Source organism: Streptomyces sp. NPDC051104, assembly GCF_040682835.1.
Lineage (GTDB): Bacteria > Actinomycetota > Actinomycetes > Streptomycetales > Streptomycetaceae > Streptomyces > Streptomyces cynarae.
Genome location: NZ_JBFBBS010000009.1, coordinates 59,015 through 81,346, shown reverse-complemented (window position 1 = coordinate 81,346; position 22,332 = coordinate 59,015). Strand labels below are relative to the sequence as shown.

18 protein-coding genes and 4 pseudogenes are annotated in these 22,332 nt (G+C 71.7%); 9 read left to right on the top strand and 13 right to left on the bottom strand.

The genetic code is table 11. The annotated features are described in order from the left end of the window. Window positions 1-91: 91 nt before the first annotated feature. Window positions 92-466: a VOC family protein gene (locus AB0N14_RS16005; protein ID WP_366026254.1), complete on the bottom strand. Its 375-nt coding sequence runs from the start codon at window positions 464-466 to the stop codon at window positions 92-94. A gap of 332 nt (window positions 467-798) precedes the next feature. Beyond that, the gene (locus tag AB0N14_RS16000) at window positions 799-2,337 is read right to left on the bottom strand and encodes a rhamnogalacturonan lyase B N-terminal domain-containing protein (RefSeq protein ID WP_366026253.1); all 1,539 of its coding nucleotides are present in this window, start codon (window positions 2,335-2,337) and stop codon (window positions 799-801) included. A 41-nt stretch (window positions 2,338-2,378) separates the two neighbouring features. On the opposite strand from AB0N14_RS16000, the pseudogene AB0N14_RS15995 reads away from it, so the two are divergent. The 3 genes and pseudogenes from AB0N14_RS15995 to AB0N14_RS15985 all read left to right on the top strand — a co-directional run. Next, window positions 2,379-3,138, top strand: a pseudogene (locus AB0N14_RS15995) (rhamnogalacturonan acetylesterase); the annotation flags it as partial. A 153-nt stretch (window positions 3,139-3,291) separates the two neighbouring features. Further along, a complete protein-coding gene (locus tag AB0N14_RS15990; RefSeq protein WP_366026252.1) occupies window positions 3,292-3,936 on the top strand; it encodes a hypothetical protein in 645 nt (214 codons plus the stop codon). After that, a pseudogene (locus tag AB0N14_RS15985) lies at window positions 3,930-4,157 on the top strand (isocitrate lyase/phosphoenolpyruvate mutase family protein); the annotation flags it as partial. The gene AB0N14_RS15990 and the pseudogene AB0N14_RS15985, both read left to right, overlap by 7 nt. Before the next feature lie 42 nt (window positions 4,158-4,199). On the opposite strand, the gene AB0N14_RS15980 reads toward AB0N14_RS15985, so the two are convergent. The 6 genes from AB0N14_RS15980 to AB0N14_RS15955 all read right to left on the bottom strand — a co-directional run bounded on the left by AB0N14_RS15980 (window position 4,200) and on the right by AB0N14_RS15955 (window position 12,447). Next, window positions 4,200-5,786, bottom strand: coding sequence for a LuxR C-terminal-related transcriptional regulator (locus AB0N14_RS15980; protein ID WP_366026251.1), 1,587 nt, complete (start codon window positions 5,784-5,786; stop codon window positions 4,200-4,202). Between the two features lie 132 nt (window positions 5,787-5,918). After that, the gene (locus tag AB0N14_RS15975; RefSeq protein ID WP_366026250.1) at window positions 5,919-7,388 is read right to left on the bottom strand and encodes an FAD-dependent oxidoreductase; all 1,470 of its coding nucleotides are present in this window, start codon (window positions 7,386-7,388) and stop codon (window positions 5,919-5,921) included. After that, a complete protein-coding gene (locus tag AB0N14_RS15970) occupies window positions 7,385-8,581 on the bottom strand; it encodes a hypothetical protein (protein ID WP_366026249.1) in 1,197 nt (398 codons plus the stop codon). Before AB0N14_RS15970 ends, AB0N14_RS15975 begins: the two co-directional genes overlap by 4 nt. 37 nt (window positions 8,582-8,618) lie before the next feature. Next, entirely contained in the window at window positions 8,619-10,553 is a 1,935-nt protein-coding gene (locus AB0N14_RS15965; protein WP_366026248.1) for an anthranilate synthase family protein, read from the bottom strand. Continuing rightward, the gene (locus tag AB0N14_RS15960; protein WP_366026247.1) at window positions 10,550-11,206 is read right to left on the bottom strand and encodes an isochorismatase family protein; all 657 of its coding nucleotides are present in this window, start codon (window positions 11,204-11,206) and stop codon (window positions 10,550-10,552) included. Before AB0N14_RS15960 ends, AB0N14_RS15965 begins: the two co-directional genes overlap by 4 nt. Next, a complete protein-coding gene (locus AB0N14_RS15955) occupies window positions 11,203-12,447 on the bottom strand; it encodes a 3-deoxy-7-phosphoheptulonate synthase (protein ID WP_366026246.1) in 1,245 nt (414 codons plus the stop codon). Before AB0N14_RS15955 ends, AB0N14_RS15960 begins: the two co-directional genes overlap by 4 nt. Window positions 12,448-12,663: 216 nt before the next feature. On the opposite strand from AB0N14_RS15955, the gene AB0N14_RS15950 reads away from it, so the two are divergent. From AB0N14_RS15950 to AB0N14_RS15935, 4 genes and pseudogenes are all read left to right on the top strand, one after another. Beyond that, window positions 12,664-14,004 (top strand): peptide ligase PGM1-related protein, encoded by a 1,341-nt coding sequence (locus AB0N14_RS15950; protein ID WP_366026245.1) that lies wholly within the window; start codon window positions 12,664-12,666, stop codon window positions 14,002-14,004. Continuing rightward, window positions 14,004-14,744, top strand: coding sequence for an SDR family oxidoreductase (locus tag AB0N14_RS15945; RefSeq protein WP_366026244.1), 741 nt, complete (start codon window positions 14,004-14,006; stop codon window positions 14,742-14,744). The genes AB0N14_RS15950 and AB0N14_RS15945 overlap by 1 nt, the downstream gene beginning before the upstream one ends. A 146-nt stretch (window positions 14,745-14,890) precedes the next feature. Next, window positions 14,891-16,132 carry an ATP-grasp domain-containing protein gene (locus tag AB0N14_RS15940; protein WP_366026243.1) on the top strand — a complete coding sequence of 414 codons (1,242 nt, stop codon included), beginning with the start codon at window positions 14,891-14,893 and terminating at the stop codon, window positions 16,130-16,132. A gap of 71 nt (window positions 16,133-16,203) precedes the next feature. Beyond that, window positions 16,204-16,766 (top strand): annotated as a pseudogene (locus AB0N14_RS15935) (cellulase family glycosylhydrolase); the annotation flags it as partial. An 83-nt stretch (window positions 16,767-16,849) separates the two neighbouring features. On the opposite strand, the gene AB0N14_RS15930 reads toward AB0N14_RS15935, so the two are convergent. From AB0N14_RS15930 to AB0N14_RS15920, 3 genes are all read right to left on the bottom strand, one after another. Beyond that, window positions 16,850-17,830 carry a phosphotransferase gene (locus AB0N14_RS15930; RefSeq protein ID WP_366026242.1) on the bottom strand — a complete coding sequence of 327 codons (981 nt, stop codon included), beginning with the start codon at window positions 17,828-17,830 and terminating at the stop codon, window positions 16,850-16,852. Between the two features lie 63 nt (window positions 17,831-17,893). Further along, on the bottom strand, window positions 17,894-18,718 hold the full coding sequence (locus AB0N14_RS15925; RefSeq protein ID WP_366026241.1) for an alpha/beta hydrolase: 825 nt from the start codon (window positions 18,716-18,718) through the stop codon (window positions 17,894-17,896). Then, window positions 18,711-19,298: a WHG domain-containing protein gene (locus AB0N14_RS15920; protein ID WP_366026240.1), complete on the bottom strand. Its 588-nt coding sequence runs from the start codon at window positions 19,296-19,298 to the stop codon at window positions 18,711-18,713. Before AB0N14_RS15920 ends, AB0N14_RS15925 begins: the two co-directional genes overlap by 8 nt. A 240-nt stretch (window positions 19,299-19,538) precedes the next feature. Between AB0N14_RS15920 and AB0N14_RS15915 the strand changes: the two genes are divergently transcribed. Beyond that, complete coding sequence (locus tag AB0N14_RS15915; RefSeq protein ID WP_366026239.1) at window positions 19,539-20,183, top strand: CBS domain-containing protein; 645 nt, start codon at window positions 19,539-19,541, stop codon at window positions 20,181-20,183. On the opposite strand, the gene AB0N14_RS15910 is transcribed toward AB0N14_RS15915, so the two are convergent. Then, on the bottom strand, window positions 20,180-20,497 hold the full coding sequence (locus AB0N14_RS15910) for an endo-1,4-beta-xylanase (protein WP_366026415.1): 318 nt from the start codon (window positions 20,495-20,497) through the stop codon (window positions 20,180-20,182). The two genes, AB0N14_RS15915 and AB0N14_RS15910, sit on opposite strands and share 4 nt — an antisense overlap. A gap of 367 nt (window positions 20,498-20,864) precedes the next feature. On the opposite strand from AB0N14_RS15910, the gene AB0N14_RS15905 reads away from it, so the two are divergent. After that, window positions 20,865-22,106, top strand: a complete 1,242-nt coding sequence (locus AB0N14_RS15905; RefSeq protein ID WP_366026238.1) for an MFS transporter — start codon at window positions 20,865-20,867, stop codon at window positions 22,104-22,106. Window positions 22,107-22,147: 41 nt separating this feature from the next. Here AB0N14_RS15905 and AB0N14_RS15900 read toward each other — a convergent pair. Further along, window positions 22,148-22,243: pseudogene (locus tag AB0N14_RS15900) on the bottom strand (ABC transporter); the annotation flags it as partial. Window positions 22,244-22,332 lie beyond the last annotated feature (89 nt).

Here is a 22,332-nt window from a genome sequence, read left to right as displayed (position 1 = left end):
GACCGCTCCGACCTGCGGCAAACGAATAGGACGCCGGCTCAGTCGGTGTGGCGGCGGTAGCCGTTGAGCCAGGACAGTGGGCCCGATGGACTCAGTGGAGGCAGAGGCAGAACGGATGGCCGGCCGGGTCCGCGTAGATCCGCCAGTTGGCCCCCGGGCGGAGCTGGTCCGTCCGCTCCAGCACGGTCGCACCGAGGGCGAGCGCCCGCTTCTCCTCTCCGTCGAGATCGTCCACGTCGAAGTCCAGGTGGAGCTGCTGCGGGCGCTCCTGGCCGGGCCATTCGGGTGGTCGGTAACCGTCGACCCGCTGGCAGGCCAGCGGTGTCCCCTCGAACCCGTGCACCTCGACCCAGTCGGCCTCCTCAGGGTCCGCGACCACCCGGCCACCGAGCAGATCCGCGTAAAACTCCGCAAGCCGTACCGGATCAGCGCAGTCCAGCGCGACCGCCTGCAGCTTTCGAATCACTTCCGACACCCCTCGCTCTTCGGCCGCTTCCGCGACGCCCCCGTACGGGAGGGGTCGTACCCACCACCGTGGCGGGCATGCGCGGCGGCACGCCGGACCGCCGCCGGGCTTCACCGGCGAACCGTCCCCACCGGACGGGTGGAGACGCCAAACGCCTGTGGAGTGCCGGTAAGACGGGCACACGTGCCCGCACAGCGCGTTGAAGCAGGAAGCCCCCGGAAGGGTCACACGACCCAGGCCGGAATCCCTGGACTTTAGGCCAGAAAGCACGTCAACCTCTAACGGAGCCACCAACCAGCAGTGGGTGCGCGGAACATGACGCCAGCCGTGGCTCAGGCCAGCAGGTCGATCGCGTCGATCGCCGTACCCGCGCTGAGATAGCCCGTCGTCCCCGAGCCGCTCACCACGTTGATCTTCAGCACGTTGCACTGGCTGGTGTCCGTGAGCCAGGCACTGGCCGGAACGCTGTAGGTGAACGTGTAGTTGTTGCCCCGGTACGAGCCCACGGTCAGCGACCGCGTGCTCGGCTGGGTGGGCGGCGAGGGGATCGACGAGGTCCAGTTGTTGACGGTGATCTGCGGCCGGCCGTTCGCGTAGGCCGTGGTCACGCCGATCCGCAGGGTGTGCGCGGCAGCGGCCTGCGCCGCGGACAGCCCGAAGTAGACGATCAGTCCGCTGTTGACGTCCTTCCACAGGTAGCAGGGGAAGGTCGATGTCTCGCTGCCGCTGCCGATCACCACGTTGCCGGTCCAGGACGCGGCCCGCACGTCGGACGGATGGGCGTACGCCATCAGGTCCGCGTTCTTGAACCCGCTCGGTGTGCCGTCCCAGGTGCCGATCCGCCAGATCGCGCTCGCGTTGCCCGGGTCGTTCGAGGACGGGATGCTGATCGTGTTCAGGGTGGTCGTCGCGCCCGCCGAGACGGTCACCGAGCCGGTGTACACGGCGAGTTCGCCCTTGTGGACGGTCAGCGTGTACGTCCCCGGCAGCACCCGTGAGATCGAGAACCAACCGTCGGAGGACCGGGCGGAACCCCAGTACTGCGACGAGGAGGTGGAGAGGTTGTCGTGGTAGAGCGACGACGAGGGCGCTGCGCCGTCCGTGAAGGCGATGACGTACGGGCCCTGGAGGCCGTAGCGCTCCGCCTCGGTCTGGTTCTCGCCGTAGTACAGGATCTCGTACAGGCCGCTGCCGTCCGCGCTCTGATGCCGCAACAGGGAGCGGTAGAACGGGCCGCCGGAGGCCTTCTCGTGATTGCTGCGCACGATCCACAGGCCGACCCCGCCGGCCGCCCGGCCGATGTAGTCGTAGTCGATGACCCGGCGCTTGGAGTAGTGCTTCGAGCGGGTCTGGCCGTCGGACTTCTCGAACACGTCCGAGGCCTCGATGGTGGTGGGCGCGTAGGTGTAGGAGTCGGGCTCGTCGTTGAGGAACTTACCCGCCTTGACGCGCACGATGTACCGGGTCGCCGTGACGGACGAGTCCGCCTTGTCGGTCCACAGGTAGATGTTGTTCTCGCCGCTGCGGGCCGCGTAGTAGTGCCGCAGCGTGCCGTACGCGACGGAGATCAGGATCGTCGAGCCGGACTGCTTGATGGTGACCGTGGAGGTGCCGAGGCCGGACTCGATGTGCGAGTTCTTGCCCCCGTAGCCCTGGTACTCGGTGCCCCGGTAGACCAGCGAGGTCAGGTCGCCGTTGGTCTCGCTGACCTTGAAGACGAGGTTGGCCCCGGTGTCGACGACGTAGTTCGAGCCGTCGTCGCTCCAGCCGAAGCTCGCGGCCGACGCCTGGGATGCGAGCGGGCCGGCGAGGGCCGCGGTGCCCAGCACGAGGGTACGGCGACGGACCGGTCTGGGATCGGTTCCGGACATGGGGGGATGCCTCCTTCGGAGGTGGGGGGTGCTCCGGGTGTCACGTCCGTACGCCGGAAGGCGAACCCACCGGCCCGGACGGCTCCCCGGGCCTCGACCTGACGATCGGCGGCCCGGCCCCGGCCCTCGCGGACATCCGCGTGACCCCGGCGGGCCACGTCCGCCGGATCTTCCTCATCGGCGACTCGACGGTGTGCGACCAGCCCCGCCGACCCGTACTCGGGCTGGGGCCAGCGGCTGCCGCAGTACCTCCGCAGGGGGGTCGCCGTCGCCAACTACGCCGACTCCGGCGAGAGTACGGTCACCTACCTCGCCAACCCCCGACTGTGGGCGGCCGTTCAGCCGTTGATCCGCCCGCACGACCTGGTCCTCGTCCAACTCGCCCACAACGACAAGCAGACCGACGAGACGACCTACCGGACGAACCTGGAGACCCTCGTCGCGGGCGTGCGGGACAAGGGTGGCGAGCCGGTGCTCGTGACGCCGATCGTCCGCCGCTGGTTCAATGCTGACGGTACGCTGAACAACAACACCGCGCTGCTGGTGAACGGCCTCGGCGTGGACCACCCCGCGGTGATCCGCTCGCTGGCCGCCGCCGAGCACGTCCCGCTGATCGACCTGACGGACAGGACCAAGGCGCTGGTGGAATCTCTGGGCGTCGAGGGCTCCAAGTCGGTCTACCTGTACGACGAGAAGCGGGACAACACGCATACGTCCGTCCATGGCGCGACTGTGTACGCGGGTCTGGTGCGCGACGAGTTGGTGGCGCAAGATCTGATACCGGAGGGTCTTTCACGTTAGGCCCCGCCCGAACGGGGAACTCGCCGACAGTCCCCGACCGAAAGCCCCTGGGGCGTCCCGACCGGAACCGGGGCGCCCCAGGTCTGTGCCTCGGGTTCGCCCCTGACGGGCGGGGCGGCCAGGGGGATGCCAAAGGCCGCTACAGTGCGCCACATGGGGGAACACGACAGACCGCTGCCCCGGGCCGACGTGGTGCTGCGCGGGCGGGGGACGACCGCGCGGCTGCGCGCCGGAGACCTGCTGCTCGAGGGTGGCGGGGTCCGGCGGCGGATCCCGTTGGAGGCCGTCGAGCGGGTGGAAGCCGGAGGCTCACGCGGGGCGACCCTGGTTCTGATACTGACGTCCGACGGTTCGCGCCCGCAGACGTACGAGGTGCACAGTGGCAGCCCCCCGGCGGTGCGCGCCTTCGCCGCGACGGTCGCGGAGGCCATGCCGGTCAGGGACGCGGATGAACGCCGCGGCGACGGCTCACGCCTGGTCGGAGTGGAACCGCTGCCGGACAAGCCTAAGCGCCTGGACGGATTCCCGCGGGGAGTCGTGATCGGGGCCGGGGTCTGGTTACTGGTGCTCTTGGTGATCTTCGTCCGAGTAGAGGACAAGGAGCGCGATGGCGTGCTGTGGATGGTCGCGCCGCTGTTGTCGCTGCCGGGCGCCATGACCGTGCACATGCTCTGGACGGGTATCCGTGATGCCCTCGTGCTGCCGAGGCGCGGCATCACGGTGGTGGGACGGCTGGTGGACACGGAGGTCGATTCCGAGGGGAATCCGTCGACGTACCGGGGATCACCCACCTCGTGAAGCACGTGGAGGTCCCGCTCAACGTCCTTCACTCACCGACCGGTCCCGCCCTCGCCGACCTCGGCGTACGCCGCGTCAGCCTCGGCTCGCTCCTCTACCGGCGCGCCCTCGGCGCTGCCCTGGAGACGGCGGCGGACATCGCGGCCGGGCGCGCTCCGGAAGGCACTGCGCCGTCGTACGACGACGTCCAGGCGCTCTGCGGCCCACGCCCCGGCCGGTAGCAACGGAAGCACCACACAGGGCCGGCGCCGACGGTGCGCGGCTCACCCCGTCCGGTGCGCGGGAGCCTCGGAAGCCAGATGGCGGCCGATCTCCACCCGGGAGGTGATCTTGAGCTTCCGGAACACGCTGCGCAGATGGAAGTTGACCGTGTGGACGGAGCAGTGCACCCGCGAGGCGATCTGCCGGTTCGTCAGACCCGCTGCCGCCAGCCGTGCCACCTGCTGCTCCCGCCCGCTGAGGGCCTCCCAACCCGACTGCTGCCCGTCGTCGTCCCGTTCGGGCTGCGCGGTCGGCACCACATGCCAGCTGCCGCGGTGCCGTCCCGGCTCGCTCTGCCATGCCGGGGGAGGACCGGCCCGGTCCTCCAGGCTGGAGGCGAGATCGCTCGCCGCACGTGCCCTCGCCCAGGCGTGCCGGTGCTGGGTCGCCGCCCTCGCCAAGGCCACCGGGTCGCGGTCGAGCACGCCCCGGACATGCTCGGCCGACAGGGCCGCCCGGGTCGGCTGCAGGGCGCGTACGTCCTCGGTGACGGCGCCGATGTGGCGGGCCAGGCCGCGCTGACCGGCGTCCACCGCGATCCGGGCCGCCCAGGCCGCCGCGCCGGGCACCGTCGCGAAGAGCCGCACCAGCGGGGCGCGTGAGTCGCGGGCCAGCCGGGTGAGCCGGTGCACGGCCCGTTTCGAGCTGCCGTCGCACTCCTCCCACAACAGTTCCGCCCACGGCACCTCGGGTGCGTGCCGGGCGTCCCACACCGCGGCGCCCCGCTCCGGCAGAAGCCGCCGGCAGGCCTCGAGGCGGGTCTGCGCGGTGGGCAGGTCGCCGGCGTACACGGCGGCGATGCTCAACTGCGCCAGCAGCAGCGGCGCGTGCAGGCGCTCCCCCCGCTCCGGAGTCGCGGCCGCCGCGGCGTCATTGATCTGTCTGTTCAGCGGAGACCACAGGCCGCGCTGGATCAGCACCTTGGCCTGCACCCGGGCAAGGGCGGCCTCGATGCCCGGGTAGGGCGCCCGGTCCCACCGCGCGGGGACCCGTTCGGCCAGTGTCTCCGCCTCCGCGTCCTCACCGGCGTCCGCCAGCCGCGCAGCCGCCTCGACCAGCAGGTGCATGCTCCAGAACGGGGAGGGCACCAGGTCGGCGTGGTGCGCCACCAGACGTGACCAGTAAAGGGCCTCCTCCATGTCCCCGGCCCGCGCCCGGCAGTCCGCCAGCACCGAGGCCGCCGCGATCGCCGCCGGATCCTGGTCGATGTCCCCCGCGACCGCCCGCAGCCGCCGGCGGGCGGAAGCCTCCGCCGAGCGCGGGTGCAGCAACGCGCCGGAGAGCACCTCGGCCACGGCCGCACTTCCGGCGACGGACGGCGCCACCGCGCCCTGCGGCAGCGCCGCCACGGTGGCCACGCTGTCGGCGGGCCGGCCCGCGATGAAGAGCAGCTCGGACAGCAGGCAGCGCAGCCAGCCGGCCGACGAACCCGACGGGGTCAACTGCAACAGTGCTTCGGTGAGCTGAACCGCGTGCGTGACCGAGGACTCCTGGGCGATGCTGCGCAGGGTCTCGATCGGAACGTCCGCCAGGTCCTGGAGCAGTTCCACGACCCGTCCCACCACGGCCGTCGCGTCATCCCTGGTCATGACGGTCCCCATGCCGCTTTCCCCCGTCTCCCATCGGCTGTGTTTCAGCTCTGTTAGACGTGAGGAGCTTATCGTAGCGGGAGCATGACAGATCGCGATCAAGGTGGCCTGGTCACGCTTTTCGTATGCTGTTCACACAATCTGGCCGAGATGTATTCGGCGGGCCGCCCGGATACCCGATTCCACCGCCCCCTCGATCCAGGCAGGCCACTGCGAGCAGTGTTCACCGGCGCAATGGATACGGCCCTCGGAGCGATTGATATCGGCCGCCAGAGAGGTCTGCTGCTCCGGTTCGAACAGGGCATAAGCGCCCATTGCGTAGGGATCCTGGTACCAGGAGTGGCTGATTCCCGCCTCGAACTCGTCCAGTATGTGCGGATGGATGCGGGAGACGTCGCGCAGCGCCCGTTCCACCCGCTGGTCAGGGCTCATCGCCGACCACTGCAGGGCGTCCTGCCCCCAGGTGTAACTGGCCAGCAGCACGGTTCGGGACGTGGGCGAGTCGGGGTGGGCCGGGTAAATGACGCGGCGCACCGGAAGGTCGGTCACGGTGGTGCCGCCGCGAATCCCGTCGGTCTCCTCCCAGAACGGGCGGCGCACCTGGAAGAAGATCTTCGTCGCGGCGTCGTAGTGGAGTTGCCGTACGGCCTTCTGTTTCCCGTGCGAGAACGCGGGATTCACCTCGAGCCCGCGCAGTACGGAGAACGGAAGCGTGCAAATGGCCTCGTCACCGGTGAAGGAGACGCGGTCGCCGCCCACCCGGGTCCGCACCGTCACCGAAGTGCCGTCCTGTTCCAGCGCGGTGACCTCCACTCCGAAGCGGATGTGGGACGCGAGCCGTTCGTAAAAGGCCATCGGCAACCGGTCCATTCCGCCGACGACTTCCTGCACGTCGTCGTACGCCTCTCCGATCACCTCCCGGAACTCCTGCATGACGGCCGTGTTGAGGGTGGACTCGGAGAACGACATCACGGCGTAGCGTTCGATCGCGCCCTCCGACCAGCCCCGCGCCTTGAGGAAGCCTCGGATCGAGTACGCGTCGTACTTGGCGGCCAGCGCCTCCAGCGCCTCCCTGCCCTCACGCTGGTAGAGGTCCCGTATCTCCTCGGTGGCCTCCCGCCACATCTCCTCGCGGGTGCGGTTCGCCTCGTACGAGGCCAGCGGGAACGGCAGCAGCCGCGGATCGGCCTCGGCCTCCTCCAGGGTGAGCCGGCGGCCCCCGATGTACGCGAGCGTCCTCGGGTTGCGCGCGGTGCCGGGCCGCAGGGCGAGGCCGAACTCCCGGCAGTAGCCCAGGGTCAGCGCGTGCACGCGCGGGATGCGCATGGCGCCGAACTCGGCGTACAGGCCCGGTGCGAGGTCCCGCACGGTGTGGATGCGACCGCCGACGCGGGCGCGGGCCTCCAGGATCAGCGGTTCGTGCCCGCGGCGCAGCAGTTCGTAGCCGGCCACCAGGCCCGCCATGCCCGCCCCGATGACCAGGACGCGCCGACGCGGGCGGGTCGCACCGGGCAGTCCGTCGGCGGGGACGGCGGCCAGAGCGGCGGGAGTGCTTCGCTCGGGCAGCGGTTCGGTGGATTCCCAGGGAGTCGTGGTCCTCATGAAGGGGTGCTCTCCGGAGTCTCGCACTGCTTCTCGACGGTAAGAGGTGCCGTGGCGGGCTGTGCGCGCCGCTCGGCCAGGCTGCTGACCGCGGTCAGCAGCAGGGTGAACGCCACCCCGGTGAGGATGGCGGCGCTGGGCGTGGACCGGTCGAGCATCACCGCGGCGAAGACCGCCGACAGCGAGTAGCCGATGCCCTGGACGGCGTACATCACCGAGTAGCCCGCGGTGTGGGCGCTGGTCGGCAGCGCCTCGCGCAGCGACAGGTTGCGGGTCACCATGACCACGGCCTGCAGGACGCCCGCCGCGAGGAAGCCCACGACGATACCGGTCAGGCCCGGTACGAGCGCCACGACGGTGAAGCCGGCGGCGGTGCCGACCAGACAGACCAGACTGTGCGTCCTGGCCGTGCCCGGCCAGGACCTGAGCCCGTAGACGAAGGCGCCGAGGGCCGACAGACCCGCGAACACCATCAGCAGCACGCCGGCCAGGCCGACCGGCAGGTCGCGGTACTGCAGCAGCGGGGTCAGGACCAGTTCGGAGACGGCCATCAGGGACATCGCCGCCGCACTGGTGACGTAGATGGGCCAGCCGGACAGCACCACGGAGGTGGGCGCGCGTTCACCGCCCTCGGCCGCGTCCGCCTCCACCGCCTTGGCGGAGCGCAGCGTGAACACCATCGCCGTGCCGAGCACGAGACACAGCGCGCACACCGCCATCGGCACGCCCGGACCGGCCTGAAGGGCGAGCAGCACCACCAGGCCGGGCGCGGCGAGCCACACCAGTTCCGTGAGGATGGAGTCCGCGCTGAACGCCCGGGCGACATCTTTGTCGTCCACCACGGAGGTCAGCAGCGTGCGCAGGGCGCCGGGGCTCGCGGCGGGCGCCCCGCCGGCCACGAACGAGGCGGCGGCGAGGACGGGCAGCGCCGCGTCGGGCCACAGGGCGAGCGCGGTGAACGCCGCCGCTCCGACACCGAGCCCCGTCGACAGGTGCAGGCGCAGCCGGCGCGGATGCAGGAACGTGCCCAGGGCCCAGGCGCCCACCACTTCACCCGCGATGAAGAACGCGGCCAGCACGCTGCCCGTCGAGTAGCCACCGGTGGCCCCGTGGCCGAGGAAGACCATGGCCAGCGGCGCCATCGCGACGGGCAGCCGGGTCATGGACGCGGTGAAGGCCCAAGCTCCGGTCATGCGGGGTGAGGATCGTGCGGTAACTCATGGGCTGCTCTCACTTCAGGGCGTACGAGGCGGGCGCGGGGGACGAGGCCGGGTGCGGAACGGGGCGCGGCAGCAACTCCTCCAGGGTTTCCGCGAGGACGCCGAACCCGTCCGTGCTGAGCACCGATTCGGGGTGGAACTGGAAGGAACGCAGTCCGGGCGCGCGCAGGGCGTGCACCTCGCCCGTCGCCTCGTCCCGGCAGACGTCGACGCAGCGGTCCAGGATCCCGGGCGGCAGGGTGCCGGCGCCGGCGCGGGCGGCGAAGGTGTTGTAGAAGCCCACCCGCACCCGCCGGCCGAACAGGTCGATCTCCCGCCGCAGCCCCTGGTTCGAGCGCTCGCGCCGGACCAGTTCCAGCCCCAGGAGCCCGCTGAGCACCTGGTGCCCGAGGCAGACGGCGAGCAACGGCCGACGCCGCGCCAGCACGTCGCGCAGGGTCGCACGCAGCGCCGCGATCTTCGGATGGGCGAGGTCACGGGGATCACCGGGACCGGGGCCGGCCAGCACCAGGTCGTACGCGGCCGGATCGACGGCCTCGTCGAACCGGCGTACCGCCACCTCCGGTCCCAGCGTACGGATCTGGTGCGCCAGCATGGCGGTGAAGCTGTCCTCCGCGTCGATCACCAGGATCCGGTGGCGGGGGAGGGCGGCCGGGGGACCGTCCTCGCCCTGTCCGGCCAGCCAGAACCGTGCCAGCCCCGTGTTGCGGTCCGCCAGCGCCCGGCGCACCGCGGGCTCGTCCGCCAGCGGCCGGCGGCCGGCCCCGCGCGGGTCGGCCCCGGGTGGCGGGCCCTGTAGCGCGCGCAGCAGGCCGGCCGCCTTCGCCCGGGTCTCCGCCGCCTCCGCGGCCGGGTCGGAGTGCCGTACGACGGTGGCGCCGACGCCGAGGCTCAGTCCGCCCGAACGGTCGATGTGCGCGGTACGGATGAGGATCGCGGAATCCAGCTCCGGCAGGCCCCGCGGGTCGGTGCCGATCAGGGCCAGCGCGCCACTGCAATAGCCGCGGCCCTGCGGCTCGTAGCGGGCGATGGCCCGGCAGGCGCTCTCCAGCGGGGAGCCGGTGACGGTCGGGGCGAACAGCGTGCGCCGCAGCACCTCGTGCACGGGCAGCGTGGAGCGGCCCTCGATGAAGTACTCGGTGTGCGCGAGATGCGCTATCTCCTTCAGGCGCGGGCCGACGACCCGGCCGCCGCCCTCGCACACCGAGGCCATCATCTTCAGTTCCTCGTCGACCACCATGTACAGCTCGTCCGACTCCTTGGTGTCGGCGAGGAACTCCAGCGTTCCGGCGAGGCTCGGACCGTCCTCGGGGAACCGGTAGGTGCCGCTGATCGGATTCATGACGGCCGTACCGTCCCGCAGGCTGATGTGGCGCTCGGGGCTGGCGCCCACGAAGGTGTGCTCCCCCGTGTACACCGCGAACGTCCAGTAGGCGCCGCCCTCCTGGAGCAGCAGCCGGCGCAGCAGGGCGCAGGCGAGCCGGGGGGAGTAGCCGTCGATGCGGGCGGTGAAGGAGCGCTTGACGACGAAGTTGGCGCCCTCGCCGCGCCCTATCTCCTCGGCGATCAGCCGGCGGACCGTGTCCGCGTACGCGTCGTCGTCGACGTCGAACCCGGCGTCCGTCAACGCGATCGGCTCGTCGGGGAGCCGGCGCAGCGCCTCCTGAAGGGGCAGCGTCCACTGCTCGTCCACGGCCAGCGCGAGCAGCGGCGCGTGGTCCTCCGGGAACGCGAAGCTCCGCTCGCCGATCTGACGATACGGCAGCACCGCGAGCGTCTGGTGACGGCCTCCACGGGGGTCGGGTGCGGGCAGTCGGTCCAGGCTCCGCAGTTCGGTGACGTCACCGGTGAGCACCTCGACGACTCCGGGCGCGGACTCAGGACGGTGGAGCAGCGCGAAGGGACGGACGTCCGGCCCCTGCCACAGGGCCTGAAGCGGCCTCACTGCGCACCCTCCCCGCGCAGCAGGTCCTCGACGACCTGCTTGGTGGTCGGTGTCGCCGCGCAGGCGCGGCCCGCGTACGACACGGCGAGGCGGTGGTCCTCGGCGCTGAAGTCGGCCACCGCGTCGGTCACCAGGAACGGCTGGATGTCGTGGCTGAAGGCGTCCACGGCGGTGATCAGACAGCCGAGGTGCGCGTAGACACCGCAGACGATGAGCTGGTCGCGGCCCGCGGCGTGCAACAGGTCCAGGAGCGGGGTCCGCTGGAAGGCGCTGTAGCGCCACTTGGTCAGCACCCGGTCCGCCGCGGCCGGTGCGAGCTCGTCGACGACGAGCCGGTCCTCGGGGGCGGCGGCCATGCCGGGACCCCAGAACGCGCCGAGCAGCCCGCGCTGTTCCTCGGTCATGCCGCCGGGCTGAGCCGTGTAGAGGACGGGCACGCCCACCGAGGCGCACGTCTGACGCAGCAGCACCGCGTTGGGCAGCGCCACCGACAGCGGCGGGACGTCCTGGCGGAACGGGCGCAGGAAGTACCGCTGCATGTCGTGGACGAGCAGCGCGGCACGGCGCGGGTCGGGACGCCAACCGGTGCGGTCGGCTCCGGTGAGGGCCTCCACGGGCAGGTCGTAGGGGGCGACGGGGGCGATCGAGGTCATCGGACGTCCTCCTCGGTCCCGGGCGCGCCGGCGTACCGCCACGCCTCCACGGCGGCCAGCGCCTGGGCGCGGTTGAGGCGGGGATCGCACAGTGTGGTGTAGGCGGCAGGGTCGTCGGGCCGTGCCTCCGAGGCGTGCCACAGGCATTCGGCGACCGGTTCGGGGGTCGCCTCCAGGTGCAGGCCGCCGGCCACGCCGCCCGCCGCCTGGACGGCGGCGCAGAACGCCCGTATCTCGGCCACGGCCGTGGCGACGAGGCGGGTCTTCAGACCGTCGGGCGCGGTGATCGTGTTGGCGTGCAGCGGGTCGCACAGCCACAGCACCGGGTGGCCCGCGGCGCGTACGGCGGCGACGAGTCCGGGCAGCCGGCGGGCCGCCTGGCCGGGCCCCATCCGGGCGATCAGGGTCAGCCGGCCCGGCGTGCGGTGCGGATCGAGCAGGGCGCACAGCCGCAGCAGCGCGGCGGTGGTCATGGTGGGGCCGACCTTGCACGCCACGGGGTTGGCCACCTCCGCGAGCAGCCGCACGTGGGCGCCCTCCGGGTCGCGGGTGCGGTCGCCCACCCAGGGCCAGTGGGTGGAGGTCAGCAGCAGCCGGCCGTCCGGGGTCCGGCGGGCGAGCGGCAGCTCGTAGTCGAGCACCAGGGCCTCGTGGCTGGTCCAGAACCTGCGGTGCGGCTGGTCCGGCGCGGTGTGCCCCCGCAGGAACTCCACCGCGGTGCGGGCCGCCGCGTAGCAGGTGAGCAGCCGTCCGGGGTCCGGTCTGCGGGCCGCCGGGTCGGGGCCGGGGGCGTTGACCATCAGGCCGCGGAACGACGGCAGGGCGACACCGTCGACCACTTCGGTCGCCCGGGACCGCGGCTTGGCGAACTGTCCGGCGATGCGTCCGACCGTCAGGGTCTCGCGGCCCGTCGCGGCGGTCAGCGCAGCCGCCAGGGTGCGCAGCAACTCCGCCTTGGCCGAGAGGCATTCGGGTACGCAGTGTCCGGGGTCCTCGGCACAGTCCCCGGCCTGGACGACACCGAGGGCGCCGGAGGCCGCCTCGGCGAGCAGTGCGCCGAACGTGTCGACCTCGTCCTCGTCGACAAGTCCCGGGAGTTCGGTCAGGCTCTTCACGGCGGGTTCCGCCGTCTCGTGCCACTCCGGCTGCTGGTGGGCCGGGAACCGCCGCCAGTGCCGGATCTCGTCGTCCCACAGGGGCCTCAGGCCGACGCCGGAACCGGCGAGCGCCTGTCCATTCACCTCATGGTCTCCTCGATCGACCGGGCGGAATATGCACCGGAAGCCTACGGAGAGGTGATCCAGAAAGCACCTACTCACTTGGGTAGGTGGGCGGTGATCGGCCTTTCTTCCGACCTACCCGGTCGGGTAGTTGCTGGAATTCGAAAGGCCCCTGGATCCTGTCCTCCGGTGTCGGTCGCTCACAAGGCGGAACCTTATCCGGAGGCAAGCACGACAATGGCCAAAATCATCATCGGAAACCAGTTGACCGAGGAGACCGTCGAAGGCGACCGCGCTCTCCCGGCCGAGTACCTCACCTATCTCGCCGCGGTGACCCATCGGCTGGCCTGGTGTGCGGGGGCGAACGACATCATCGTGCTGCCCACCGAACCGGATCCGGAATTCCTCTCGTACGTGTGGCGGCGACTCGGCATCGAGGATTCCCGCCCCGTTGTGCTGGTGCCGCCGCCGGGCCGCCGGGAAAGTGCACTGCTCTACGACGACCGGCTGCACCATCCGGAATTCCTCGGGCAATTGAAGAAGCTCGCGGTCGACCGCGGCGCCGACCGGCTCTTTCCCTTCTACGTGGATGCCCCGATAACAAGCCTCGCGGAATCCCTGGAGCTGAAGGATCCACTGCCCGCGGCCGCCTTCCTGCAGGCCGGCGGGAACGAACTCGTCAACAGCAAGACGTTCTTCCGTACGCTGGCCGCCGGGATCGGCATACCCGTGCCCCGCGGCCGCACCGTGGCCTCCGTCGACGAGGCGGCGGAGTTCGTCCGGCCGCTGCTGCGCGCAGGGCAGCCGGTGATCGTCAAACAGGACGTGCACGGCGGCGGCTACGGCAACGAGATCCTGGCTCCCGCCGAGGTCCTTCAGGGGTACGGCGCCGAGCGCGTCACCGTGCTCGACCCCCTCGACGACACCGCCCTGCTCCGGCATCTGACCGGCTCGTGGGACCGCTACAGCCACGACGGCAGCCGCCGGGTCGTCGTGGAGAGGTACATCGACGGCTCCGTCCCCATCTACATCGAGCTGTACATCACCGACGAGGACGTCACCACCGTCGGCTACGGCGAGATGCGCATGGCACCCGTCAACAACGGCCTGGTCATCCCGCCGCCCTCGGCGGACCTGCCGTCCTTCCCGGGCTTCCTGGACCACGCCCGGCGCATCGGCGACACCGTGCGGGCCCTCGGCTACCGGGGGCCGATGAGCATCGACGCGATCGTCGTCCCCACCGGTGAGATCCTCTTCAACGAGTTCAACGGACGCGTCGGCGGCTCCACGCACATCCACCGTATCGGCGCCCATCTGCTGGGCCCCGAGCACTGGCGCGACCGCGCCCTCATCGCCCGCAGCCGCTGCGGCTGGGACTCCCTGGCCCGGGCGGTGGCGACCCTCGAGGAGCAGGGCCTCGCCTTCGACCCGGAGACCCGGACCGGGGTCGTCATCGCCGGCGACAGCCACGGCACGCCCGGCCCCTCCGGCCAGTGCCTCATCGTGGCCCCCGACCTACCCGAGGCACAGGCCATGGAGGCCCGGCTGATCCGGGTCCTGGGCCTGGAGGACGACTGATGCGGACGGCCCTGGTGACCGGGGGTGGTTCCGGCATAGGACGGGCCACGGCCGTCGCCCTCGCGGCCCAGGGGGCGAAGGTGGTCGTGGCCGGCCGCCGGGCACACACGCTCATCGAGACCGTCAAGGCGATCGAGGAGAACGGCGGCACCGCCTCCCACGTCCTCGCCGACATCACGGTCCCCGACGAGGCGGCGCGTGCGGCCGGTGCGGCCGTCGACCGGTACGGCAGCCTGGACACCGCGGTCAACTGTGCCGGGCTGCCGTCCTGGGGCCTGACGGCCGACATGACGCCCGCCGAGTGGGAGGAGGTCGTCTCCGTCAACGTCAACGGCACTTGGCTGTGCATGAAGTACGAGATCGAGCACATGCTCCGCCAGGGCGGCGGCACCATCGTCAACGTCTCCTCACGGATCGGCCCGCACATGCGTGTGACCCACCAGTCCGCGTACGCGGCCAGCAAGTCCGCGCTCAGCACGCTCACGCGCTCCGCGGCCCGCGAGTACATCCCGCACGGCATCCGCATCAACGCGGTCAGCCCCGGCCCCACCGACACCGCGATGGCCGTCTGGCCCGGTGAGACGCCCACCGACCGGGACGACCGGGTGGCCCGCGACATACCCGCCGGCCGCCTGGCCCGCCCCGAGGAGGTCGCCGCCGCGGTGCTGTGGCTGGCCTCGCCCGCCGCGGCCTTCGTCGTGGGCCACGACCTGGTGATCGACGGCGGACTGAGCGCCTAGGGCCCTTGTTCGGATCAAGCCGGGCTCCGGCCTGATGCAAACGAAAGACCCTGGCCACCCACGTGCGCGTCACAGGGCGCGCCCCGCCCGCGACCGGCCCGATGCACCGGACACCGCCCGGCCCGGACCAGAGAGGACGACCATCCATGTCCGCACTCCGTGTGGCCGTCGTCGACGGCTACTCCACCGGGGCGCAGCTCGTGAAGGAACTGCTCGACCGCGGCGCCGAGGTGCTGCACGCACGCAGCGGCCCCACCCTCGCCCCGTACTACGTTCCCACCTTCCACCCCGCCGACTACGCCGAGGACCTCGGCTACGACCCCGACCCGCAGGCGGTCGCGGCCCGTCTCACCGAGCGCGACGTGCGGCACGTCGTCGCCGGCACCGAGTCCGGCGTCATCCTGGCCGACCGGCTGGCGCAGCTGGCCGGGCTGCCGGGCAACGACGTCGGCCTGGCGCCCGCCCGGCGCAGCAAGTTCCGTATGGCCGAGGTGCTGCGCGCGGCCGGCCTGGACGCCCCGCTCAGCACGCTGGTGACGACCGCCGACGAGGCAGCCGAGTGGTTCACCGGCAGCGGACTGGACGCCGTGGTGGTCAAGCCGGTCGACAGCGCCGGCTCCGATCACGTCCGCATCTGCCGTACGGCCGCCGAGGCGCGGGGGGCCGCCGCAGCCGTGCTGGACACTGCGAACCTCTTCGGTCACCGCAACGACACCGCCCTGGTCCAGGAGTTCCTTCAGGGTCCGGAGTACTACGTCAACACGGTCTCCGTGGAGGGCAGGCACATCGAGGTGGAGACCTGGCGGTACACCAAGGACCGCACCCCCGAGGGCGCGCCGGTCTTCGACTTCGAGGAACCCGCCGACCCCGGGGCACCGGAGATCCGCGACCTCCACGCCTACCTGTGGCGGGCGCTGTCCGCGCTCGGCATCCGCACCGGCGCCGCCCACAGCGAGGTGGTGCTCACCGCCCGCGGTCCCGTGCTGATCGACCCTGGCGCCCGGCTGGGCGGGGGAGTGCTGCCCTGGGTCTCCGCGAAGCTCGCGGGCCACTCCCACGCCGCCCTGCTCGCCGCCGCGATCGCCAACCCGGCGGAGCTGTCCGCGGCCCGGCTGCCGCTGCGCTGGGAGCAGCCGGTCCGCTACGTCTCCCTGATCAACCACTTCCCCGGCACGGTCCGCGACCTTCAGTGGACGTCCCGCTTCAACGACCTGCCCACCGCGGTGGCCGTCGCCGCCGTCGCCCGTCCCGGCGACGCACTGCCCCGCACCCGGGACCTGTTGACCTCACCCGGCTTCGTCTACCTCAGCGCTGCCACCCGGGAGCGGATCGAGGCGGACTACCGGACGATCCGCACGTGGGAGAGCAGCCCTCTGTACACGTCCTGACGCAAGGAGGCGGCATGGGGACGCTTGTGATCAGCAATCTGGGCAGGCTCATCACCGGCCATCCCGACGACTGGCGCATGTGGGGCACCGTCACCGGCGCCTACCAGCGCAACCGCTGGTCTACTTCGAGCCGGTGAACGAGCCGCACGGCTACACCGCGCAGGCGTGGGCCGACCTGGCGGCGCAGTGGATCAGCACTTACCGCGCCGTCCCCAGGAACAGGATCTTCGTCAGCGGCAGCGGCTACAACGACAGCGTCGTCAGCGTCTGCGCGGACCACCGCCTCGACGGCACGTATCTGTCCCTGCACCACTACGGCTTCTGGAAGCAGAGTGCCACCTACTCGGAGTGGGTCAGCGACCTCAAGGCGCGCCTCGGGAACTGCGCCTGGCGCACGGTCGCCGACGAGTTCGGCGCCCCCATGACGACCGGACTGAACTACAACCAGCCCGCGTCGGCAAGCGGCGACCCCAACTCGGTGGCCTTCATCCAGGCCGACACGGACGTCTTCCGTGAACTCCACATGGGCTCGGTCTACTGGCCGGGCCTGCGCACCGGCGACACCTACGACGCCTTCGGCGCGAACCGCCTGGCCTGGGCGTGGGGCAAGGGGCACCCGGCGACGGAACAGTAACCACAACCCGGTGGCCCCGGGGGAGGGCAGCGCGTGCGCGATACGCTCCGCGCACGCCTCCGGGGGCTCCGCCCGCCGGCGTTTCACCACTCGGTCTCGAGTGCCCCGGTCAGCCTGGAGACGACGGCCAGGTCCGGGACGCTGCCCAAGCAAGCGACGACCTGGTTGCTCGCGAACTCCCTCTGCGCGGCGGTCACGGCCGGGTCGACGGCGCACTCCGCTTGCACGTGGATGTAGTTCAAGTGCGTCGCAAAAAGCATCGAGAAGGAATGCGGATCCTTGATCACGGCCCGGCCTCCGGCGCTCCGGTAGGCCCGCACCAATCGCCGGGCGGAATCGGTGTTCAGCCGATTGCCGCCCGACCACACGTACACGGCCCGTGCGAGCTCGCGTTCCGCCGAGGTGGACCCGGCATCGTCCCAGTCGAGAAGGACTGGCCCGTTCGAGCCCACCAGGACGTTCTGGGGCTGCAGGTCGAGATGCGACGTCACCAGATCGCCGGGGTCGGCCGGGGTCACCCAGTGCGCCAGCTCTGCCGCGGAAGTGGCGACGAACCGGCCCAGCGCGTCCGACCACGGCAGGCCGGCCTGATGAACCTTCTTGAGGAGGTTTTTCCAGTCGGCGTCCTGAGGACACCGCTCGTACCAGGCGTTCGGCGTCTCGCTCGCGCCCTCTCCCGCCCTGTGAAGAAGAGCCATGGTCCGGCCGAACCAGTCCAGGACGTCCGGATCGGACGCGTCCGCCCGGCTGCCGTCGATCCAGTCGTACAGCTTGGCGTAGGACCCGCCCGAGGAAGCGGCGAGCTGTGAGACGTACGCGCCCCGGCGATCGGGGAACAGCCGCGGCGACGCGATGCCCAGGCGCTCGGCGGCGCTCCGTAATGCGGCCTCCCGGCGGACCTGTTCCTCGTCGCAGCCGAAGAGGAGTTCCTTCACCGCCCATGAGGACCCGTTTCCGGAAAGCTTCCAGATCTGGCCCAGTGCGCCGCGGGTGACGGGTGTCATCGTCCACGGTCCCGCACCGAGCGCGTAGGTCTCCGCTATCAAGTCGGCTGCGTCGTGCATGCGGGTCTCTCTCCAGGACGTCTCTCCGGGACATCCCTTCCGGATGTCGATGGCCAACGCCGACTATCGCATGCCTGCTTCCGGCTCACCCGGCGTTCCGGCCGCAGCGACCAGGGCGTCCACCAGACGCGCCGCGAACTCCTCCGGGCGTTCCGCCATACCGACGTGGCCGCCCGGGAACTCGGTGAACGCCGCGCCGGTCAGCTCGGCCGCCGACGTGGCTGTGCGGTGGAGGAGACCGCCGCGCGAGTCCACGCCCGCGGCGAGGGTGAGACGTGCGGACGCGGTCTTCAGGGCGGCCACGTCCGGTGTGTACGCCGTGAACGTGGGCAGGACGCGGGTCAGGAAGATGCCCATGGGGTGGGCCAACTCCTCCCCGGCCGCCGGTGGTTCGGCGTCCATGACGTCGGCAGCGGCCCGGCCCTCCAGCCCCGCTGCCAGCCGGGCCCCGGCCACCTTCAGCCCGGCCGTCCGATGGGTGTCGCGCACCTCTGCGAACATCGCCCGCTGCCGGGCCGCGTCCGGGAGCACCTCCACGACGGGCGGCTCGTGCGCGACAACATGCCGCAGCCGGCCGGGGTGGCGGGCGAGCAGGTCGAGGGCCGCGATGCCGCCTGAACTCAGGCCGAGGACGTACGCGGAGGCGCCTTCGGGAAGGACGGCTTCGAGTACCCGGCGCGCGCCGTCGCTCCAGTCCGAGACCCGCTGGTCGGTGACGGGCCGTCCGAGGTGGCCGTGTGCGAGGCCGAGCGGGTCGTACGTGACCACGGTGAAGCGGTCGGTGAGGTGGTCCGTCATCCCGTCCAGCCCCATGGGGTGCCCGGCCCCGCCGGGAACGACCAGCAGGACGGGACCGGAGCCGCACACGTCGTAGCAGAGGTCAGTCACGGTCCTCCGTCTCCTCACGGGGCCAGTTCTTGAGAGTGATGTGCAGGGCCTCGATCGCCCTGTCCCAGGACGCCTGTACGTCGCGGGGCGCGCCGAAGCCGCCGCCGGCCTCCAAGGCGCAGTAGCCGTGGAACGTGCTGCGCAGCAGGCGGACGGCGTCGGTCAGGTCAGGTTCCTCGAGGCCGTAGGCGCGGAGCATGCCGTAGGTGATCTCGGCGGTGCGGCGCAGGGCGGGGGACCCGGCGACGAGCGACTGGTCGACACGGATCTGGGTGGCCGCGTACCGGCCCGGGTGCCGGTGGGCGTACTCCCGATAGGCGCCCGCGAACGCCGCCAGCGCGTCCTTGCCGGCGCGCCCGGCGACGGCGGCGGCGATGTCGTCGATCATCTCGCCGCCGGCGAGGAGCGCGATGCGGGTGCGCAGGTCCTGAAGGTTCCTGACGTGCGAGTACAGGCTGGCGTCCTTCACGCCGAAGTGGCGGGCCAGCGCGGAGACGGTGACGTTCTCGAAGCCGGCTTCGTCCGCGAGGTCGGCTGCCGCCGTGACGATCCGCTCGACGGTGAGTCCGGCACGGGGCATGAGAAGTCCTTAAACCTAGGGATCCTAGGCAACAGGCTAGCCTGGGTAGGGGAGACTCGCGCGCGGATTACGGTGCCAGGCCGAACGTCACTGGCCGCCCGCGCGGCATGGTGCTGTGATAGGTGGGTGGAACGGCGTGGACGGGCCGGCGGGGGCTGCGGAGGCCGACGCGTCGTGCGCCGTCCGCTCCGGCGGTCCGACCCCGGCCGCCTCGTCGCATCGCGCAGGAGGCTGATTGTCATGCTGCACCGCCGCACGGTCGGTGACGTGATGACCGAGGACGTGATCACCTTCCGCCCCGGCACACCGTTCCACGAGGTCGCCGCCCTGCTGGACGCGAACGACATCGCCGCGGCACCGGTCGTCGACGAGGACGGCGCTCCGATCGGTGTCGTGTCCGCCTCCGACGCGCTGCGGCACGAGACCGGGATGCCGGACCCGCTGGGGCGAGACGGGGACGACGAGCGTGCCTGGGGAAAGGCGCGGGCCCGGACGGCGGGCGCGCTCATGAGCAGTCCCGTTTACACCGCCCGCGCCGACTGGACGATCCCCCGGGCCGCGCGGGAACTTCGCAGGCGGCACGTCAAGCAACTGCCGGTGGTCGACGACGACGGCCTGCTCACCGGCATCGTCAGCCGCAGCGACCTGCTGGACGCCTTCATCCGCTCCGATGCCGAGATCCGCGGCGAGGTCGAACGGGACGTCCTGGGCCGCATCCTCGGCCTGGCCGAGGGAACCATCGCGGTCGAGGTCCGTGAGGGTGCCGTCATCCTGCGGGGCCACGTCCCGGAGCCGCGTCTCGGACCGGTGGTGGTGGGGCTGTGCCAGGGCGTCGACGGTGTCGTCGCCGTGGACGCCCATCTCGTCACCGCCCGGGCGCGCTAGGGTCTGTCCGGTCGCGTAGGCGCCGCGCGCAGTTTCGCACGACGCATTGTGGAGCACACTGATCGATTTCGGACTGACGATGAACTGGCTGCTCTCCTGGCCCTCGCTGTAGGCGAACCACTCAATGTGGCCGCGCACGCCCTGGTCGTGCGCGGCGGCGTGCGCCACCAGCCGGTCGGCGGCGGCCAGTCGAAGGAGCCCCGGGTCGGCTCGACGGCGTCCCACCTCATCGCGTTCTCGGCGGTGACGGAGTTGAACTCGCGGTCGGGGACGGTGGTGTAGGACGCGTCGCTCTGCAGGGGGACGTCGCCCACGGCCGCCCCGATCTTCACCCCGCGCCCGTCGGCGTAGCCGCGCAGGGTGGTGGCGGCCTGGGCGTCCGGCGTCAGTTGCGGGAGCGCGATCGCCGCGGCGGTCAGGACCGCCGCGGCGGCGAGGGGGAGGGGCGGAGGATACGGCGACGACGGCTTCTCGGGGTACGCGACACGGTGACTCCTCGCGAGGTGGGGGCTGCGGGTGCGGTGCGTCACCCTGCGGTCGCCGCGGTGCGCGGAAAAGTTGCCGTGTCGCGGACGGCACCAGCGTGGCGGGACGGCTCCAGGCCGCCGCCTGGTCGGCGTACGGTGGTACGTCTTGATCGTTCGTCGCGTTCGAACGTGTGCGTGCAGGGGGGAGCTGCCGGTGCGGAAGGCCACAGGTGTCGGATCGCCGGGACGGAACCGGGACTTCGGGATCTTCTGGGCCGCGCAGACCCTCTCCGTCCTCGGTGACTCCTTCGCCCTGATCGCGCTGCCGCTGCTGGTGCTGGAGGCGACCGGGTCCGTCGCTCGGATGGGGCTGTTGACGGCGGTCGGAGGCGCGGCGTCGGTGCTGGCGGGGGTGTTCGCCGGTGTGGTGGTGGACCGGTTGGACCGCAGGAAGCTGCTGATCGCCTGCGACCTGGTGCGGATGGTGCTGTACGGGCTGGTTCCCCTGGTGTGGCTCACCGGACCGCGGGTCTGGCTGCTGTACGCGGTGCTGCCGCTGTGCGAGGCCGTCGGAATGGTGTTCTCGGTCGCGTACGTCACCGTGGTGCGGGGCCTGGTCGACGGCGAGCGGATCACCGCCGCGAACGGCCGGCTGAACGCGACGGCCGCGGCGGCGGGGGTGGTCGGCCCGCTCGGCGCGGGTGTCGTGGCCGCGTGGACGGGGCCGGCCGGAGCCGTCGCGGTGGACGCGGTGAGCTTCGGCGTGTCGGCGGTCTGCCTGACCCTTGTACGGCTCCGGCAGTCCCCGTCGCCCGACCCGGCAACCACCCGGCGGGGACTGTGGAAGGACCTGCTGGCGGGAGCGTCCTTCCTGCGGCGCCACCCGATGCTGCGCGCCCTGACCGTGCTCCTGTCCCTGTTCAGCTTTCTGGAGCTGGGCCTCAACGACGTGCTCATCTACCACCTCAAGCACGACCTCGGGCAGAGCGACGGCACCGTCGGCACCGTCCTCGCGGTCGGCGCTCTCGGAACCATCGCCGGGGCCCTGCTGGTGGCACGGGTACGGCAGGGGCTCGGTTTCGGGCCCACCTGGATCGGGGCCGTGACCGTGTGCGGCTGCGCGCTCGCCGGCATCGGCTGGGCCCGTCACGTACCGGCCGTCGCCTTCCTCATGGCGGCGTTCCTCGGATGCGTCAGCATCGCCGGGACCTGCTCCATGTCCCTGCGCCAGCAGGTGACCCCCGAGCACCTGCTGGGCCGGGTCACCTCCGCGTTCTGGACGATCCACTACGCGGCGGCCCCGGTCGGCGCTGCCGTGCTCACCTGGGGGGCCCAGCACCACGGCACGGCGGCGGTGGGGGTGGTGGCCGGGTCCTGCTGCGTGGGCATCGCGGGCCTGGCCCTGCTCACACCCGTACGGACCCGGCACCCGGAGACGGCCGCCGAGGCCGCCTGAGCGGCTCCGGCGTCGTCAGAGCCTGTGTCACCCACAGGCTCTCACCCGTTCACCCCCGTGTAGTGCCCCAGGCTCCACCGCCACAGCAGCCGCGACCCCAGATACGCCAGCAGCCCGAGCAGCGGTGAGGCCGCCGCCCGCCGCCATCAGCCCGTAACTCGCCGCCGGTAGCGTCCGGTTGCTGATCCGGGAGTGGATGGCGTTGAAGGCGAGGACGCCGGCGACG

Coding starts and splice junctions, on each gene's coding strand:
- AB0N14_RS15990 (WP_366026252.1), top strand. CDS start 3,292: ATGGGGGAACACGACAGACCGCTGCCCCGGGCCGACGTGGTGCTGCGC.
- AB0N14_RS15970 (WP_366026249.1), bottom strand. CDS start 8,581: ATGACCGGAGCTTGGGCCTTCACCGCGTCCATGACCCGGCTGCCCGTC.
- AB0N14_RS15980 (WP_366026251.1), bottom strand. CDS start 5,786: ATGACCAGGGATGACGCGACGGCCGTGGTGGGACGGGTCGTGGAACTG.
- AB0N14_RS15960 (WP_366026247.1), bottom strand. CDS start 11,206: ATGACCTCGATCGCCCCCGTCGCCCCCTACGACCTGCCCGTGGAGGCC.
- AB0N14_RS15915 (WP_366026239.1), top strand. CDS start 19,539: ATGCTGCACCGCCGCACGGTCGGTGACGTGATGACCGAGGACGTGATC.
- AB0N14_RS15975 (WP_366026250.1), bottom strand. CDS start 7,388: ATGAGGACCACGACTCCCTGGGAATCCACCGAACCGCTGCCCGAGCGA.
- AB0N14_RS15950 (WP_366026245.1), top strand. CDS start 12,664: ATGGCCAAAATCATCATCGGAAACCAGTTGACCGAGGAGACCGTCGAA.
- AB0N14_RS15940 (WP_366026243.1), top strand. CDS start 14,891: ATGTCCGCACTCCGTGTGGCCGTCGTCGACGGCTACTCCACCGGGGCG.
- AB0N14_RS15920 (WP_366026240.1), bottom strand. CDS start 19,298: ATGCCCCGTGCCGGACTCACCGTCGAGCGGATCGTCACGGCGGCAGCC.
- AB0N14_RS15945 (WP_366026244.1), top strand. CDS start 14,004: ATGCGGACGGCCCTGGTGACCGGGGGTGGTTCCGGCATAGGACGGGCC.
- AB0N14_RS16000 (WP_366026253.1), bottom strand. CDS start 2,337: ATGTCCGGAACCGATCCCAGACCGGTCCGTCGCCGTACCCTCGTGCTG.
- AB0N14_RS15930 (WP_366026242.1), bottom strand. CDS start 17,830: ATGCACGACGCAGCCGACTTGATAGCGGAGACCTACGCGCTCGGTGCG.